Source organism: Pandoraea aquatica, assembly GCF_902459565.1.
Lineage (GTDB): Bacteria > Pseudomonadota > Gammaproteobacteria > Burkholderiales > Burkholderiaceae > Pandoraea > Pandoraea aquatica.
In genome coordinates, this window is record NZ_CABPSN010000011.1 from 31,646 (window position 1) to 47,269 (window position 15,624).

The 15,624-nt window shown below is 64.1% G+C and carries 13 protein-coding genes; 6 read left to right on the plus strand and 7 right to left on the minus strand.

Annotated elements, in window-relative coordinates; genetic code table 11:
• Nucleotides 1-6: 6 nt before the first annotated feature.
• Nucleotides 7-1,206: an amino acid aminotransferase gene (locus PAQ31011_RS24540; protein WP_150578278.1), complete on the minus strand. Its 1,200-nt coding sequence runs from the start codon at nt 1,204-1,206 to the stop codon at nt 7-9.
• A 128-nt stretch (nt 1,207-1,334) separates the two neighbouring features.
• Between PAQ31011_RS24540 and PAQ31011_RS24545 the strand changes: the two genes are divergently transcribed.
• The gene (locus PAQ31011_RS24545) at nt 1,335-2,267 is read left to right on the plus strand and encodes a LysR family transcriptional regulator (RefSeq protein WP_150578279.1); all 933 of its coding nucleotides are present in this window, start codon (nt 1,335-1,337) and stop codon (nt 2,265-2,267) included.
• Between the two features lie 272 nt (nt 2,268-2,539).
• Nucleotides 2,540-6,001: an autotransporter family protein gene (locus PAQ31011_RS24550; protein ID WP_150578280.1), complete on the plus strand. Its 3,462-nt coding sequence runs from the start codon at nt 2,540-2,542 to the stop codon at nt 5,999-6,001.
• A 56-nt stretch (nt 6,002-6,057) separates the two neighbouring features.
• Here PAQ31011_RS24550 and PAQ31011_RS24555 read toward each other — a convergent pair whose 3' ends face one another.
• Nucleotides 6,058-6,543 carry a hypothetical protein gene (locus PAQ31011_RS24555; RefSeq protein ID WP_150578281.1) on the minus strand — a complete coding sequence of 162 codons (486 nt, stop codon included), beginning with the start codon at nt 6,541-6,543 and terminating at the stop codon, nt 6,058-6,060.
• A 285-nt stretch (nt 6,544-6,828) separates the two neighbouring features.
• On the opposite strand from PAQ31011_RS24555, the gene PAQ31011_RS24560 reads away from it, so the two are divergent.
• Both PAQ31011_RS24560 and PAQ31011_RS24565 read left to right on the plus strand, forming a co-directional pair.
• Nucleotides 6,829-7,281, plus strand: coding sequence for a DUF302 domain-containing protein (locus PAQ31011_RS24560; RefSeq protein ID WP_150578282.1), 453 nt, complete (start codon nt 6,829-6,831; stop codon nt 7,279-7,281).
• 237 nt (nt 7,282-7,518) lie between these two features.
• Nucleotides 7,519-8,274 carry a dienelactone hydrolase family protein gene (locus PAQ31011_RS24565; RefSeq protein ID WP_150578283.1) on the plus strand — a complete coding sequence of 252 codons (756 nt, stop codon included), beginning with the start codon at nt 7,519-7,521 and terminating at the stop codon, nt 8,272-8,274.
• A gap of 338 nt (nt 8,275-8,612) precedes the next feature.
• On the opposite strand, the gene PAQ31011_RS24570 is transcribed toward PAQ31011_RS24565, so the two are convergent.
• Nucleotides 8,613-8,921 (minus strand): DUF4148 domain-containing protein, encoded by a 309-nt coding sequence (locus PAQ31011_RS24570; protein ID WP_150578284.1) that lies wholly within the window; start codon nt 8,919-8,921, stop codon nt 8,613-8,615.
• Nucleotides 8,922-9,072: 151 nt separating this feature from the next.
• Here PAQ31011_RS24570 and PAQ31011_RS24575 point away from each other — a divergent pair, with 151 nt between their 5' ends.
• Together PAQ31011_RS24575 and PAQ31011_RS24580 are read left to right on the plus strand one after the other, a co-directional pair.
• Nucleotides 9,073-9,471 (plus strand): CopD family protein, encoded by a 399-nt coding sequence (locus tag PAQ31011_RS24575; protein WP_150578285.1) that lies wholly within the window; start codon nt 9,073-9,075, stop codon nt 9,469-9,471.
• 153 nt (nt 9,472-9,624) lie between these two features.
• Nucleotides 9,625-10,416, plus strand: coding sequence for an AraC family transcriptional regulator (locus PAQ31011_RS24580; RefSeq protein WP_150578286.1), 792 nt, complete (start codon nt 9,625-9,627; stop codon nt 10,414-10,416).
• Here PAQ31011_RS24580 and PAQ31011_RS24585 read toward each other — a convergent pair.
• The 4 genes from PAQ31011_RS24585 to PAQ31011_RS24600 all read right to left on the minus strand — a co-directional run bounded on the left by PAQ31011_RS24585 (nt 10,364) and on the right by PAQ31011_RS24600 (nt 15,404).
• A complete protein-coding gene (locus tag PAQ31011_RS24585; RefSeq protein WP_150578287.1) occupies nt 10,364-11,086 on the minus strand; it encodes an HAD family hydrolase in 723 nt (240 codons plus the stop codon). The two genes, PAQ31011_RS24580 and PAQ31011_RS24585, sit on opposite strands and share 53 nt — an antisense overlap.
• A 158-nt stretch (nt 11,087-11,244) precedes the next feature.
• Nucleotides 11,245-12,582 (minus strand): hypothetical protein, encoded by a 1,338-nt coding sequence (locus tag PAQ31011_RS24590; protein ID WP_150578288.1) that lies wholly within the window; start codon nt 12,580-12,582, stop codon nt 11,245-11,247.
• 109 nt (nt 12,583-12,691) lie between these two features.
• Entirely contained in the window at nt 12,692-13,831 is a 1,140-nt protein-coding gene (locus PAQ31011_RS24595) for a hypothetical protein (RefSeq protein ID WP_150578289.1), read from the minus strand.
• Between the two features lie 178 nt (nt 13,832-14,009).
• Nucleotides 14,010-15,404 carry an aminotransferase-like domain-containing protein gene (locus tag PAQ31011_RS24600; protein ID WP_150578290.1) on the minus strand — a complete coding sequence of 465 codons (1,395 nt, stop codon included), beginning with the start codon at nt 15,402-15,404 and terminating at the stop codon, nt 14,010-14,012.
• Nucleotides 15,405-15,624 lie beyond the last annotated feature (220 nt).

The following is a 15,624-nucleotide window of genomic DNA, read 5'->3' on the forward strand; positions in this document are numbered from 1 at the left end:
GCCCGGTCAGCGCTGTGTGAGCACCTGGGCGATGGCATCCGCTACGGTGTCGACGTTGCGCGTATTCAGGCCCGCGACGCACATGCGTCCAGAGCGAAGCAGATAGACGCCGTGTGTCTCGCGCAGCGTGTCCGCCTGCGCGGCCGACAGACCCGTGTACGTGAACATGCCGCGCTGCGCGATGTAGCGCGAAAGCTTCTCGCCCGCCACGTGCGGTGCCAGACGCGCATGAATCTGCTCGCGCATCGCCGCAATGCGGGTGCGCATGCCGTCGAGTTCGGCTTGCCACGCGCTGCGCAGCGACGGTGTCGTCAGCACTTGCGCGACGAGGCGCGCACCGTGCGTCGGCGGATTGCTGTAGTTCGCGCGCACGGTACCCATCAGCTGGCCGAACACGCGCGACGCTTCGTCCGCCGTGGCGCAAACCACCGACAACGCGCCGCAGCGCTCGCCATACAGCGAGAAGTTCTTCGAGAAGGAGTTGGCAACGACCGTCGGCACGCCCGCGTCGGTCAGTGCGCGAACCGCGAAGGCGTCGGCATCGAGCCCGTCGCCGAATCCCTGATACGCCATGTCGACGAACGCAATCAGTCCGCGCTCGCGCAGCACCGGCACGAGCGCTTCCCACTGTGCCTTCGAGAGATCGACGCCGGTCGGGTTGTGACAGCACGCGTGCAGCAGCACGATGCTCTGCGGCGGCAGCGAGGACAGCTTGTCCATCATGGCGTCGAAGCGCAGGCCACCGGTGGCATCGTCGTAATAGGGATAGGACTGCACCGGGAATCCGGCGCTCTCGAACACCACGCGATGGTTGTCCCAGCTCGGGTCGCTGATCCAGACGGTGCTTTCGGGGAAGTAACGCTTCAGGAAGTCGGCCCCGACGCGCAACGCGCCGCCGCCGCCCAGCGTCTGCAAGGTGGCAATGCGGTGTTCGTGCCGCGCGGCGTTCTGCTCGCCAAAGACGAGGGCTTGCACAGCGTCGCGGTAGGCGGGCGTGCCGGCCATCGGCAGATACGGACGCGGACCGATGTCGGCGAGCACGGCAGACTCGGCTTCGCGCACGGCCTGCATGACCGGCAGACGGCCGGCGTCGTCGAAATAGATGCCGATGGACAGGTTGACCTTGTGCTGGCGGGGATCCTGACCGAAGGCTTCGTTCAGGCTGAGGATAGGGTCGCCGGGGTAGGCGTCGACATGGGAAAACATGAGGCTCGCTCCGTCTCGATCTTCGGTTCACGGGGGAATTTTGAAAATCGATTGTGGGCGACGCCCCTTTGCGGAACAATCAATCGATTCTGGTCCATTCGTAAGTGAAACTTGATAATCGAAACGCCATGCCCCTGACCCGTGTCACGCTGCGCCAGTTCGAAGCACTGGTGGCCATCGCCGAATTGCATAGCTTCGCCGAGGCAGGCAATCGCCTGGGACTCACGTCGTCCGCCATCAGTCAGTTGGTCGCCGAGCTGGAGTCGGTGCTCGGCTTTCGCATCTTCGATCGCACCACGCGGCGCGTTGCGCTCTCGAGCGCCGGGCGCGATTTTCTGTCGTCTGCCGAGTCGGTGCTGCGTTACGTGCAGGCGGCCGAGAAAACGGCCGACGACTTGCGCAACCGTGCCGCAGGCATCGTGCGTGTGGGTGCACCGCTGGTGCTGGCCAGCATGGCGCTGCCCGCAGCGATTCGCGAATACGCCGCGTCGCGGCCGAAGGTCGTGGTGCGTGTGGTCGATACGCCTGTCGATGCGCTCATCGATCATGTCGCCAACGGCGATCTCGACATTGCCATCGGCCCGAATCGCGCGACGGGGGCGCATGTGGCCGGTACGCCTGCGTTCGATAGTCCGTGGGTGTTGTGGTGCGCGCCAGAGCATCCGCTTGCGCGTCGCAAGCGCGTGCGATGGACCGACCTGCGCGACACGCCGCTCGTCGCCGCCGGACGCGATCACGAGCGCAGCGTCGCGCAGATGCGTCAGTCCGCACCGCCCGATGCGCGTATCACTTCCATCGATGTCGTCGACAACGTGACGACGGCACTCGGCGTCGCCTCGCAAGGGCTGGCCGCGACGCTCACGCCCGGCTATGTGGCGGCGCTCGCCCATCCGTTCGGCTTGCTGATGCGTCGTGTGGTCTCGCCCGAGACGATCCGGCAGGTTTGTGTTTACCGGTCGCTGTCGCGCGCACCGTCGCCAGCGGCGGAAGGATTCGCGCAGTTCTTGCTGGAGTGGCTGCCGCAGTGGAACGAACGGATCATGGAGACCGCGAAGACGTGATTCACGACATGCGCATGACGATGCCGCGCGTCCCTCATGCGCGTGAAAGCAACATTCCGGTAATTAAAATTACGATAAGAAAACCGGATTCGATGATTTAAATAGTTAGTTCTCGATACGCGCTGAAATATCGGCGTATCGACGCGTGCGCGCGCTGTAGTTTTCGAAGCGATTGGTTTAGTGTTTACCCAAGCATCCTCTGAGATGCTTTGTTTCCAATGCTTCGTATTGCTACTGATGTGTCTGCTTGACTCCATCCCCCAGGAGGTAGAGTGACTCACGCCAAGCACGAACGCTTGCCCCGTCGCCATCCCGTCGCGACGGCGGCTTCTCTGGTCTTCCTGCTCGCAGGGGCCGTGCACGCACAAACCTATCCGCTACCCGAAATCGTCTCCGGCACCACGCTAACGTACGAACAGTATTACGACGGCAATGTCGTGCCGGTCGGCGTCATTCAGGGGGGCGTGACGATTCACCCTGTGCCGCCGTATCCGGCACAACTCGGAGGTGCCGGGATCTCGGTGTTTCGCGGCGCGAGCGTGACGATAAATCCGAATTTGGGTGTTCCCGGGGTGGTGTCGGTGACCTCCGATTACTACGCGGGAGCACCGAACGATGCGCTTTACATCGCGAACGGCACCGTCAATATCGTGGCGAGTCAGGCGGGTGTGTTGCTGACGGGCGTCGGCGAGATGGTTCACGGCGTCTACATGCCTGAATCGTCGCAAGGCAACTCGGTACTGACCGGTGCCAACGTGACCATTGTGACCACAGGCCTGAAGGCCGACGGCATGCGGCCCTACGGCGCAACGTCGACCATCAATCTGAGCGACACATCGATCACCGTGAACGGTCAGGACAGCTGGGGCGTGCGTTCCTGGGGCGGCAGCAACATCACGCTCACGAACTCGACGGTGACGTCGAAAGGTGCGGTCGGCACGGGCACAGGTGCAGGTGCGGGCGGTGTGCAGGTGTACAACGGCTCCATCGCCACAATTAATGGCAACTCGACTATCACGACAGCGGTGGCTGGCAATCTCGGCCTGAACGCCGAGTCGGGCGGCACGCTGAACACGAACGCGGATCCCAACACGCCCGGCACCGTGACGGTCAGCACGACCGGGGCGGGTAGCCACGCCGTGCGTATCGGTACGGCGAACGGCAACCTGAACCGGTTGAGTCTCTCGACCACGCAGAACTCGACCTACGGCTTGCTCGTGAACGGCACGTCGACCGTCACCGGATCGCAGGTCGCGGTGAACACGCAAGGCACCTCCGCCTACGGCATGTGGATCTCCGGCAGCACGACAGCCACGCTGAACGGCGGCTCGATCACCACGCAGGGGCAGACGGCCTACGGTTTGCTTGCCGGCAGTGGCGCGGCGACGGTGAATCTCTCCGACTTCGCCATCGCCACGCACGGCACGCAGGCCTACGGCATTTATGGGTGGACGGGCAGCACGACCAACTTCGCCGGTGGCTCCATCACGACCGATCAGGCGAGCACCTACGGCATCTTCGCCAACGCGGGCACGGTCAACCTGTTGCGCAGCAGCGCGACCGGCGCGGGGACGTCGATTACCACCGCGGGGACCAATGCGTACGCCGTACGTATTCAGAACGGCGGCATGTTCAACGCGACCGGCGCGACGATACGCGCCACGGGCGCAGGCACGGCCGCCATTGTGTTCGACGCGCCGCAGACGTTAAGCGGTGTTCTGACGTCGGCCCCGACGCCTGGCCTGCCGACCTTGCCTGCGACGACCCCGCTGCTTCTCTCGACCGATCCGGCGCCGCCGTTCGCTATCGACACACCGGTGCCCACTGCACCGACGGATCTCGGTAGCGACGTGCCGTCGCCCACACTGGCCGCCGTGTCGCGCGCCGGTATCGCCGCCCCACCGCGCGCGGGTGGCTACAACATGACGTTGCAGGACACATCGGTGACGTCGGACAACGGCGTCGCGTTGTGGATCTACGGCGGCATCGCCAACGTCAATCTGACGAACTCGACGCTGAGCGGCGGGGGTGGGGCAATCAATGCGTCCACCCGATCCGGGCTCGGCGCGACGCTCAATCTCGACGCCAGCAACTCGACCATCACCGGCCGAATTTACACGGACACCAGCAGCACGTCGCTCGTCAACCTGAGCAACAACAGCGTGTGGCATGTGACGGCGTCATCCAATGTCACAGAGCTGAACAACACCAACAGCCTGATCGATTTTCCGGTGACGGCGCTGCTCACCTCCGCGCCGACCAGTCAGGGGTCGTATCGCAATGTGACGATCGGCAACGGCTACGTCGGCGGCAGCGGCAACGTCGCACTCAACACGTATCTGAACGCAGGCGGTGCGCTGTCGAATCAGTACACCGACCGTCTGCTGATTCAGGGCAGCGCGAGCGGCACGACAACGCTGCGCATCAAACCGACGACGGGCAGCCCGGGCGCGCTGACGTCGCCCAGTGGGGTAATCAATAACAGCGAAGGGATTTCGCTGGTGCAGGTGGCCGGGACATCGACGTTCAACGCGTTCAATCTGCCGGGCGGGTATGTGGTGGCCCCGAATTCGCCCTACGAGTACCGGATCTATGCCTACGGCCCCGGTTCCGCACACGGGACGGCTGACCCGACGCAGAATCTCGTGGGCACTGGCGCGGGCTATTGGGACTACCGGTTGCAGAGCGCCTACGTGTCGCCCGGCGGCGGGGTGGACCCCGAGGAGCCGGGCAACCCGGGGGGCGGTGTCGACGTGCCGGTGCCGCCGGATGCGCGGCGTGAGGTCGCGCCGCAGGTGGCGTCTTATCTGAGCGCACCGGCGGCCTTCCTGCAAGCGGGGATGACGGATATCGATTCGCTGCACCGGCGCTTGGGCGAAGTGCGCGACGACCGGATTCTTGGCCGCGATCGCGGGCCGGGCGAGATGTTCATGCGCGGTTACGGCGGTAGCTTCAAGTACCGTTCCAACCAGAGCTTTCAGGCGTTCGGCTACGACATGAATGCCGACTACGGTGCGATTCAGATTGGCGGCAATCTCTTCAAACACTTCACGGACAACGGCACGTGGCGCTTCGGCGCAGCCGGTTCAATGGGGTGGCTGCATTACGAGCCCAACGCTATCGACGGGCCGAGCACCACGCGCGCCAGCGTCTATCGTCTGTATGGCTACGGAACGTATCAGAGCCAGCAGGGCTGGTACGTGGACGGCATCGCGTCGGTCGGCTGGTTCAACGGGCGCACGACGACTGAGGCGCGCGGCGACGTCGCGCCGATGCGGGGCAATAGCTACGCGGCGTCCATCGAAGCCGGGTATCCGCTCGCACTCGCGTATGGCATGAATCTCGAACCGCAATTGCAGTTCGTCGGTCAGCACCTCGGCTTCGACAATGTGACCGATGCCGATGGACTCTCCGTCAACATCGGCTCACAGAACCAGTTCACCGGACGGCTTGGCGTGCGGCTCACGCGTCCCTTCGACGTCAGCACCGGACGCATCACGCCGTACTTCGGGTTCGACGTCATCCACGCGTTCGTGGGCGGCACCAGCGTTCAGGTCAGCGACGCGATGTTCCAGACCGGGAAGTACGGCGATTCGATGATGTTCTCGCTGGGGGTGAACAGCGTGCAGGGGGCGAGCTTCTCGCTGTACGGTCGCGTGTCGTATCAGAAGAGCTTCGGCACGGCCGGCATGCGTGGCGTGCTGGTGAACGTTGGGGCGAAGTACACGTTCTGACGCGCGAGCAGCGCACCCGTTGACGCAGCGTCGCGAGGTGCGGCGAATGTCGCAACTTAGCGACGCTTGGCGTCGGGCGAGGGGAGTGCGGCGAGGTCTTCGCTCAGTTGTGCGCGCAACGTGGCGATGGCCGCCGTGGTGTCTGAAGGCTTCAATTCCTCACGCGCAATGGCCTCGCGCAAGTGGTGGCGCAGCATCGGATCGCGCGTTTGCGTCAGCGTTTCGCGGTAGAACGGCAGGACGTTCTCCGGGTGGCCGCCGATGCGATAGAGATGCGCGATCTCTTCGATGGTGCGAGCCGCAGCGAAGCCCGGACCGCCGTGACCCGCGGGACCCATCGGGCCACGCGGACCGGCGCCACCGAAGTGCGGGCCCATACCCGGCGCAGGCGGCGGCATCTCGCCCGGCGTGGTGGCTTGCGCGCGCGCCGGGGGCGGTGCATCGGTGGTTGCCGCAGCAGCGGGCAGGCTGATGCCGGTGGCCGTCAGCGCGAGCATCAGCGCAAGCCTGCTCACGGTCTGGCGCATGGAAATCTTAATCATATGGACTCCGTATCAAATGCGTTCACTGAATTGTCGAACGACGGGGCCAAGCGTAACGCGCCCCGAACGGCAGACAGCGGGGCGGTAACGGCATGTAAGGCGGGCAGGGTGTGATGGCCGTTGAGATCGACCGGTGACGGCGGCAGACGAGCGGCGTCAGCGTTGCCTTGAGGGGATGATGCGCACCGCAAGGCGGCGGTACACTGGCGCGGCTGCCCGGCAAACTTTGCGCGGGCGTTGTTGTCTCGCAGTTGTCCATTCTGCCTCAGTGTCCGAGGAGCCTGTATGACCACCGAAGCCACCCAAGCCAACGAATCTGCCCCAACCACCGGGCATGCGCATCCGGCGAGCGTTACGTCGCTGCGCAGCCCGGTCGACTTCTACGCCACGCTCACCCGCGTGATCGACACACTCAAGCAGCACGGCATGACCATCTTCGCCGACATCGACCAGAGCGCGGCGGCAGCCTCGGCGGGTACATCGCTGCGCCCGACCCGTCTGGTGCTGTTCGGCAATCCGAAGGGCGGTACGCCCGTGATGGCCGCAAACCCTCATGCAGGGCTGGAACTGCCATTGAAAGTGATGGTGTGGGCGGCGAGCGCGGACGACGTGCGTGTGGATTTCCTGAATCCCGGACCGTCGCTTAGCGCGCTGTACGGTATCGATTCCGCGCAGGTGGCGGGGTTCGGCGGCGTGGTGAAACTGCTGGAAGCGGCGCTCGCGAAGGCGTCTGACTGACCGCTTGCGGGTTCGGACGTCGAAACGATGGGCGGCGCGTGACGGGCGACGAGGCGTGATTTCTGCGTCAGAAGGTCCCGGGGTGTGTCGCGTGAAGTGGCGTCGCGCCTTATCCGGCGGGCTTTTCGGCGCGCTGTGAAGCGTCTCAAAAGTCCCTATACTGATCCGGCCTAACTGCGTCTGGCCGGTTCGAACGTATCGAGTGGCCGCGCCCGATCCCCCCACGGGCGTTCTTCGATGTCAGGGCGCAGGCATTTCCCCCTTTTTGATGGAGCAACTTCCGTGTCGAACAGTCAATGGATTCGTGTTGAAACCGTGGATGGCGCCTTCGATGCCTATCTGGCATTGCCGCCGAATGGTAAGACGGCGAACGCGCAGGGCGTCGTGCTGGTGCAGGAAATCTTCGGCGTGAACGAGCACATTCGTGGCGTGGCCGATCAGTACGCAATGGACGGTTATGTCGTGCTCGCGCCGGACATCTTCTGGCGCTCGGCACCGCGCGTCGAACTCGGTTACTCGGGCGACGACTGGGGCCGTGCGATGGAGCTGCGCAAGGCGGTCGACGTCGAGAAAGCGGTTAAAGACGTCGAAGCGACGGTGAAGGCCCTGCGCGGCAAGCTGGACGCGGGTGCCAAGGTCGCCGCCATCGGCTACTGCTTCGGCGGTCTGCTGTCGTACCTGAGCGCCGCGCGCGGTCTGGTCGACGCTGCTGTGCCGTACTACGGTGGCGGCATTCACAACTATCTGAGCGAAGCGGCCAACCTCAACGTGCCGACGCAGTTCCACTATGGCGCGCTCGACAGCCACATCACGCCGGACATCGTCACGCAGGTGAGCGATGCCGTGAAGTCGCGTCCGAACACCGAAGTGTTCGTGTACCCGAATGCAGATCACGGCTTCAACTGCTGGTCGCGCGAGTCGTACCACCAGCCGTCGGCCGCACTGGCCCACGGTCGTGCGCTCGAATTCCTGGCGAAGTCGTTCGCGAAGTAAGGCATTGTTGCCCCCGATGGCCGCGTCGGCTATCGGGAAGGTAAACGCAAAGAAGCCCGCCAATGCGGGCTTCTTCGTTTTCGTACGTCCTGCTTGATCGATCACCGCCGACCTGTCGTCGGCTTCTTAGCGGGTAGCGTCCCGGCTAAAAAAGCCCGTCGCCGAAGCGACGGGCAAAGTCCTGTGCGTCGAACCGCTACGCACAGCGACAGGAGTCTTAGGCCATTGAAGACCGGAGATCACACTGAGCACCGGCAACCGGTGCGTCGTTATGCGCAGAACGCGCGCCGCGCTGCGGCCTCTCGTCAGGCAAGAGGTCCGCAGCGCGGCGAGTTACATTACGAACCGAAGTAGGTCGTGCCGGCACGTTGCTGGCCGCCGACCGAACCCATCGTGATCGGGGCGCTGGCCACAGCGGGTTGTGCGCTCGGGGCTGCCTTCGGGTAGACGGCGTCGTGTTGCACCACGAGACCGGCTTGTTGCGCCTGAACAAGTTCTTCACGGACCTGGGCGCGGCTCAGGGCGCTGGTTTGCGGAACCCACGAGAATTCCGAGGGACCGTCGAATGCGTCGCTGGCGAAAGCCGAACCGGCCGAAACAGCCAGCATTGCGGAAATAAGGGCAGAGGTAATAAGGGTGCGCTTCATGGTAATTCTCCTGTCTTTTGAAAGAGGCGATGTTCGTTTCATCGTCGACAGTTGAAGTGTAATAATGCGACCCTCCGCGATAAAGGCGACTTATTACAAGCAACTGTTGCTTAGATAGAAATAATCGTTCGGACCTTATAGGAGACATCCGATGCTCTATCTCTGGATCAAGGCGGTGCACCTGATCGCGGTCATCACGTTCATTGCGGGACTTGTGACGATGGCGCTGGGCGGGCGTCTGACGCAGCCCGAGTGGCGTCGTGTGGCGCGACGGGCGGACTACGCGCTGGCGTCACCCGCATTGATCGTGGTGTGGATCACGGGGCCGACACTCGCCATCATGGCTAATTGGTGGCACGCACCGTGGCTCATGGCAAAGCTGGTATTCGTGATCGTTGTGTCCGCACTGCACGGCCGGCTGTCGGCCACGTTGCGACGTCTGGAGCGCGACGCAAGCACGCAGCCGCCTGCCGTGTTCGGACGCGCACTGCCCGTCACGCTCATTTCGATGGCCATCATCGTCGCGCTCGTGATCGTCAAACCGTTCTGAGCGGTGCGCGCGATGCAACGGTGCGGTAAGGGATTCGGTCCGCGTTCGGCCGGGTTGGGGCTTGGTAGGGGCGTGTGGGCGGTGTTACGCTGACGACGTCGCCAAATACGTCCCAAATTTCGCCTTTTCTGAGATTTCTGAGGCTTGGTCCCAATGCCGATCACCAGTGCGATACCCCTGGAGTTTCAGGCTCATGACCGCCCCGTCGGCGCGCTGGCGAAAGATTACCCTGATGGTCATGTAGTGCGTCCTCACAGTCATCGACGCGCGCAATTGATGTATGCGAGCGCCGGTATTCTGGAAGTCCGCACCGATACGTCGTTTTGGGTGATTCCGCCGCAGCGCGCGCTGTGGATTCCGGCCAACGTCACGCATGAAGTGCGCATGCGCGGCAAGGTGGAGATGCGCACGATCTATGTCGATGTCGAACGACTCGGCATGGCAGCCTCCGATGTGCCCGTCGTCATCCGTGTCTCGGCGTTGCTGCGCGAGCTGATTCTGCGCGCGATGACGCTACCGCCCGATTGGTCGCCGCAGGGCAAAGATGCGCTCGTCATTGCGCTGCTGCTCGAAGAAGTCGAGTGGAAGAGCGATTCGCCGCTTCATCTGCAAGTGCCGCGCGACGCGCGTCTGCGCAAGATCTTCGACACCTATCTGACAACGCCCGCCGACCCCCGCAGTCTTCAGGACTGGGCGGTGGAGGTGGGGGCGTCGAGCCGTACGCTGGAGCGTCGCTTCATGACGGAGTTCGGCTTGCCGTTCCGGGAGTGGCGTCAGCAGATGCGGCTGCTGGGCGCGTTGCCGTTGCTGGGGGCCGGGCGGCCCATCACGCAGGTAGCGCTCGAAGTCGGTTACGACACGCCGAGCGCTTTTTCCACGATGTTTCGTCGCTTTATGGGCGTGACGCCAAGCGAGTACCTGACGCGCGCCCGCGGCCCGGAGTGAGCCAGTGCATGGCGTCCCACATGTCGTCGTAGACCGGGACGCCTTCGTCGAGCAGCGGCGAGCGCTGACGTTTCGAGCCGATGCCGACGAAATCGATGCCGAGCTTGCGCGCGACCTTCAGATCCCACATCCCGTCGCCGATTGAGACGACCGCACGCGGGCGCGTGATGCCGTAGCCGGCTTGTGCCCGTTTGATCGCTTCGGCGACGAGCTGGTCGCGCGAGCTGTATTCGGAGGCGGTGATGAGCATCGCGTCCGTGTAATCGATGGCGACGGAGCGCAGCTTGCGATGGCTGACCTGACGGATGCCACCGGTGGCGAACACCACACCCCAGCGCGAGCGGTGCGCGGCCTCGACGAAGGCGCGCGCACCGGGGATCTCGGCCAGCCCGTGCGCGTTGAGCAGGGCGGTGAAGCGTTCGTCGATCTCGTGCTCGAAGCGGGCCAGATCGTGCGGCTGCGGCAAGGCGCGGCCGTTCTCGGCGTGGGCGTGAATCAGGATGCCGGTGTCGGTGTGATGCGGATAACTTCCCCAGTCGGTGTTCAATTCGTCGAACGCCAGCGATTCCATCGCGCCGAGCAAGGCCCGTTGATGGATGCGCACCGAGTCGGTCAGCGTACCGTCGACATCGAGGACCAAAATGCTGTCTTTCTCGAAACTTGCCTGCATGGCGGGTAGTGGACTCGTGTCAGGGCGGAGTGGGGGAGCTGCCGCCGAAATGAGGGAGTGTACGAATTCGCCAGAGTAAGTAAAACGTGCCGAGTGACAGCGGCTACGCCTGATGCGACAGATCGAGCTACGGGAAATGATAGCTTGACGTCGCGGCGTCATTTTCCGAAGCGGGGGCGGGCAAGCCGACTGTACTCCCGATCCAGTCGCTCAAGCATCGCGACTGCTTCGGCCATTTCATCGAGTGACATGGAATTGCTGCGCGACGCGCGACGCTTCGGGGACGGTGCGGGAGCCTCGATAGCTTGCGCTTCTTCCGTTGCTTGTGCTGCTTGCGCCGGTGTCCGGGAGGTCGCGGGTGCTAGTTCGGCGGGGCGGCGCAAGTGCAATGCCGCCGACGATGGCGACTCGCCCTGTGGCGCATCTCGTTGCGCAGCGTCTGCCGGCACCTCCGACCCGCGCGGTGAGCAGAGCGGTTGCCTGACGTCGGCGTGCGATATCGGTGCGAGCGACTCGCGGGTCGCGCCGTAGGCGAAATCGTGATAACGCCGGTGTCCGTCATGAAGATGCTTCGCGAGGGTTCGGACGAGATTCGGGCGTCGAATCTCAGCATGCATCGGCAACGGCGTCGCATCGAAATTCTCGGGAACATCGCCGAACAACTCCCGCTGGTGCTGGCGCGCGTGGGTTTTGACGTCCTGATCGACCCATTCGACCGTATCCGGCGTGGCCAGCGAGACGAACAGGAGCAACTGCCGGTCACGGTCGGGAATGCGGATGTACGCGCCTAGCGTGGCGCGTTGGATCTCCGGCGCACCCAGAGGGAGACGCAGATCGGCGTGTTGAAACGGGATGTCGATGCCATGCCGCCGGGCTTCCGGCACGCTCGTGACTAACCGCGTCACAGACAACTGCGGGATCTCGATATAGGCTCCGGTGTTTTTCAACAGGCGTTCCATGCCGGGCAACAACTGGTTCAGCCGCTTGGTCAGCCGGTGTTCGATGGAGCGAACGGAATATTGGCCCTGAGACTCTGCGGTGCGGGCCTTGGAGAATTCCCGTTCCAATGTTGCGCTGTTACGCCGCTCACGCGACAGCGTTCTACGCATCTCCTTGTCCAGAGACGCCTCGCATCCCGCGAGCAGCAGACGGCTGGCGTCGACGTCGATTTGCGTGTTGGCGGGCAGGTCGAGAAGACAGTTCTGTGCATCGTCGTGCGCGCCGACAACGCACACGGGCCGCACGTCGGCCAGCCGTTGCGCGAAGACGCGAGCCCGTGTGACCGGCGGGTGCGACCAATTGGAGGACGCCGCCGCTCGGGCGGGCTGCCAGTCCCGAAGGACCGGCGCAATCATGGTGGATGTGATCGGCGCGGAAGTGGCGCGTGTCAGGTCGGTCGCGACGCGTAACGTGTGGGCTTGTACGTGCATTGCGGGGAGCGCCTTGGCTGCGCTCGCGGCCGACGTCAGCCAATCGGACATTGAGTTGAGGATCATCGTTACTCCGGTTGAGGTCACGGGGATTTCCGTGAACCGGAGTATTCCTGCTGAGGCAAATCGGATTGTCGGGTTGAGGCCGGGATGTTTGCAGATGGGGATCGGCGCTTCAGACCTGTGCGCGCTGCCGGGGGCTGAGGCCGTCGAACGTGCCCGCGTCGCACAGCGCCTGACGGGCGTTGCGATGACTGTCTCGGGCGACGCGCTCGCGTGGCCCGGCCGCAGCGAATCTGTAGTAGCGCTTCACGCCGTTGTGCAGATATCTGGCCAGCGTCTGTTCGACGCTGCCCTTGCGGGGAATGGCGTGAAAGGTCGTGGCGTCGGGGTCTTGAGCCAGATAGTTGGGGCGATGGCCAAACGTATGCCCGGAGTGGCGAACGAAGTGCTCGTGCAGTGCCCGGAATTCGATCTGGGAGTCCGGGGGCGGCGCTGAATCCGCTTGCCCTCCCTCGTATCCATTGCCTGCGGGTGGCCCCGGCTGCCGAATGTCGTCGATGAGATAGAACCCTGCGAGCGAAACGACGAACGGTTGCACGGGGTGATCCTTCGGTGGCACCACATACGCGCCCAGCATGGCGTCGCGAAAGAAGCTAAATCCGTCCATCACGAGCGAGGTGGCGTCGGGAGGGCTTGGTTTCACCCCATTGCGACGAGCCTCGTTCGCGCCAGAGTAGAAACGAGTGAAGCTGTGGCGCGGCACCACGATCCTTGTGTCGCTATGGCGAAATGCCTGCTGAACGTCGTCCGGCACGGCGCGAAGCGCTTCTCCGATGCGTGTCTCCAGCGACGCTATCGAATATTTTCCCCTTAAGTCGCGGCTGTATTGCTTTCGATACTGTCGCGCGAGCTGCCAGGCTTCGCGCTCCGTGCTGGCGAGCTCGCACGCAATCGCCGGTGGTAGCGACCGACTGCACCCCGATTCGACCATGCGGCTGACCGGCACCATGACCGGCTCGCCTGGCGGTAAATCGAGCAGACAGTTCTTCCGGTCGTCGTGATGGCCCACGATGCACACGTCGACTAAGTCCGCTAATCGAGTTTGCAGGAAATGGCGATAGGTCTGTGGTTCGATGCCAATGAGCGGCGAAACGGGTTTGGGTACCTCGCGCTTGACGTAGGGGCATCGCGAATCCGACGTGATATTTCGGGCGCTCTCAAAGGTCTGGCCAGGGCGATCCCTGTAGTTCGCGAACCATGGGATGGCGCTTGCCGTGGCCAGCACCTGCGTCGCAATGTGGCTGATGTTCATGCGCTTGCTCCGGTAGATGGCGCGCGCAACACGGCGCGCCCGACCGGACTTTGCGTGAACCCGTTGGCATGGGCTTCTGCCGTGCGCGCTGGGCTTGTCGGTATCGGGAAGGGAGCGAGACGGAAGCGAGACGGAAGCGAGACGCGATGCGCCGCGCCCCCGCTCCCGACGGCAAGCCTCAGACGATCGCGGCGCGCAGACTCGGCGGCGCTTCGCGCAACAGCGACCGAAGACGCTTGAGCGCGCTCGACAGACGCTCAGGATCGCGTACGCCGCCCAGTGAGATGCGGATGGCGTTGGGGGCATCCGGCGACAGGCAGAAGGCGTCCGCCGGCGTGACGGCGAGTCCCTCGGCGCGGGCGGCCATAGTCAGTTCGCGGGCCGTCCACGGGGTCGGCAACTCATGCCAGAGGTGAATGCCCTGAATCGTCGCGGTGCTTCCGTCCCCCAGAATGTCGGCGGCGATGGCCTGACGCTGCGCGGCGGCTTCCTTTACACCATCCATGAGACGGTCTGCCGTGCCGTCGTGAATCCACTGTGTCGCCAATCCCGCCATCAACGGCGGTGCCATCAGCGCGAACGAATGCAGCGTACTCAGGAAGACCTCGCGCTTGCGACCGTCTGCCAGACGGACGTATGCAGTGCGAAGGCCTGGCGTCAGACATTTCGACAGCGTGGACACGTAGTGCACGCGATGCGGCGAGAGGCGGGCGAGCGGCGGCGGGGCGTCGGGCATGAGACGCCAGTAGGGGTCGTCTTCGATGAGCGTCAGGTCGAGCTTGTCCGCCACGGCGAGCAGTTCTTTGCGACGGCGCTCGGGCATGGTGCGCGTGGTCGGGTTCTGGAGCGTGGGGTTCAGATAGACGAGACGCGCGCGGTGCTGGCGGGCGGCCGCGGCCAGCGCATCGGGCAGCATGCCGTCGGCGTCGGCGGCCACGCCCTCCAGACGGCGGCCGAGCGAGCGCGCCGCGCTGCGCACACCCGGGTACACGATCGGCTCGCACAACACCGTTTCGTCGCGCTCGGTCTCGGTGAGCAGCAATGCCGCCAGGGTGGCCTGTGCGCCGGGACAGACGAGCACGTCGGCCGGATCGAGTGCACCGAGCATAGGGGCGAGCCAGAGCGTGCCGGCCTGACGGTCGGCAACGCCCCCGTCGCCCAGTTGGTACGCCATGAGCATCGAGGCGTCGGTATGCCGTAGAACTTCGTCGATGCCCTTTTGCAACAACTCGCCAAGGAACAGCCCGGCCGGTGCGGGCGGAATGTTCATGCCCAGATCCAGCACCTGATCGAGCGCCACGCGCGGCTTGCTGACGAAGGTGCCGAGCGGGCCACGCCCCTCGATGGCGCTCCGGTCGCGTGCCCGGTTGTAGGCGCGCGTGACCGTAGTGAAGTCGATGCCCAGCCACGACGCGAGTTCGCGCTGCGCCGGCAGGCGGTCGCCGGGGCGCAGGCGGCCGTCTGCGACCGACTGCTCGATGAAGCTCGCCAGCCTCAGATAACGGGGGCCTTTGCCCGCCGTAAGCGCAGGCTTCCAGAAGGTGGCGCGAAGCGTGTCGTGAGAAGTGTCCATAGCGATGTCGGTGTTATGTATGGAAATTCGTACGTAAATCGGCTGTGTATGCAGTGTAGTTTGCATACATGTGTGTCGCAAGTCTTGAATTTGGGAGGGGGAGACGCACCTTGAGGCGGTGCCTATGGCGGTATGCGCGTGGCGATCAAGACCATGACCCGGCCATGACCCGACGATGACCGTTAACAATCAACGACTTACAGCACAAATTTGCGCGAGA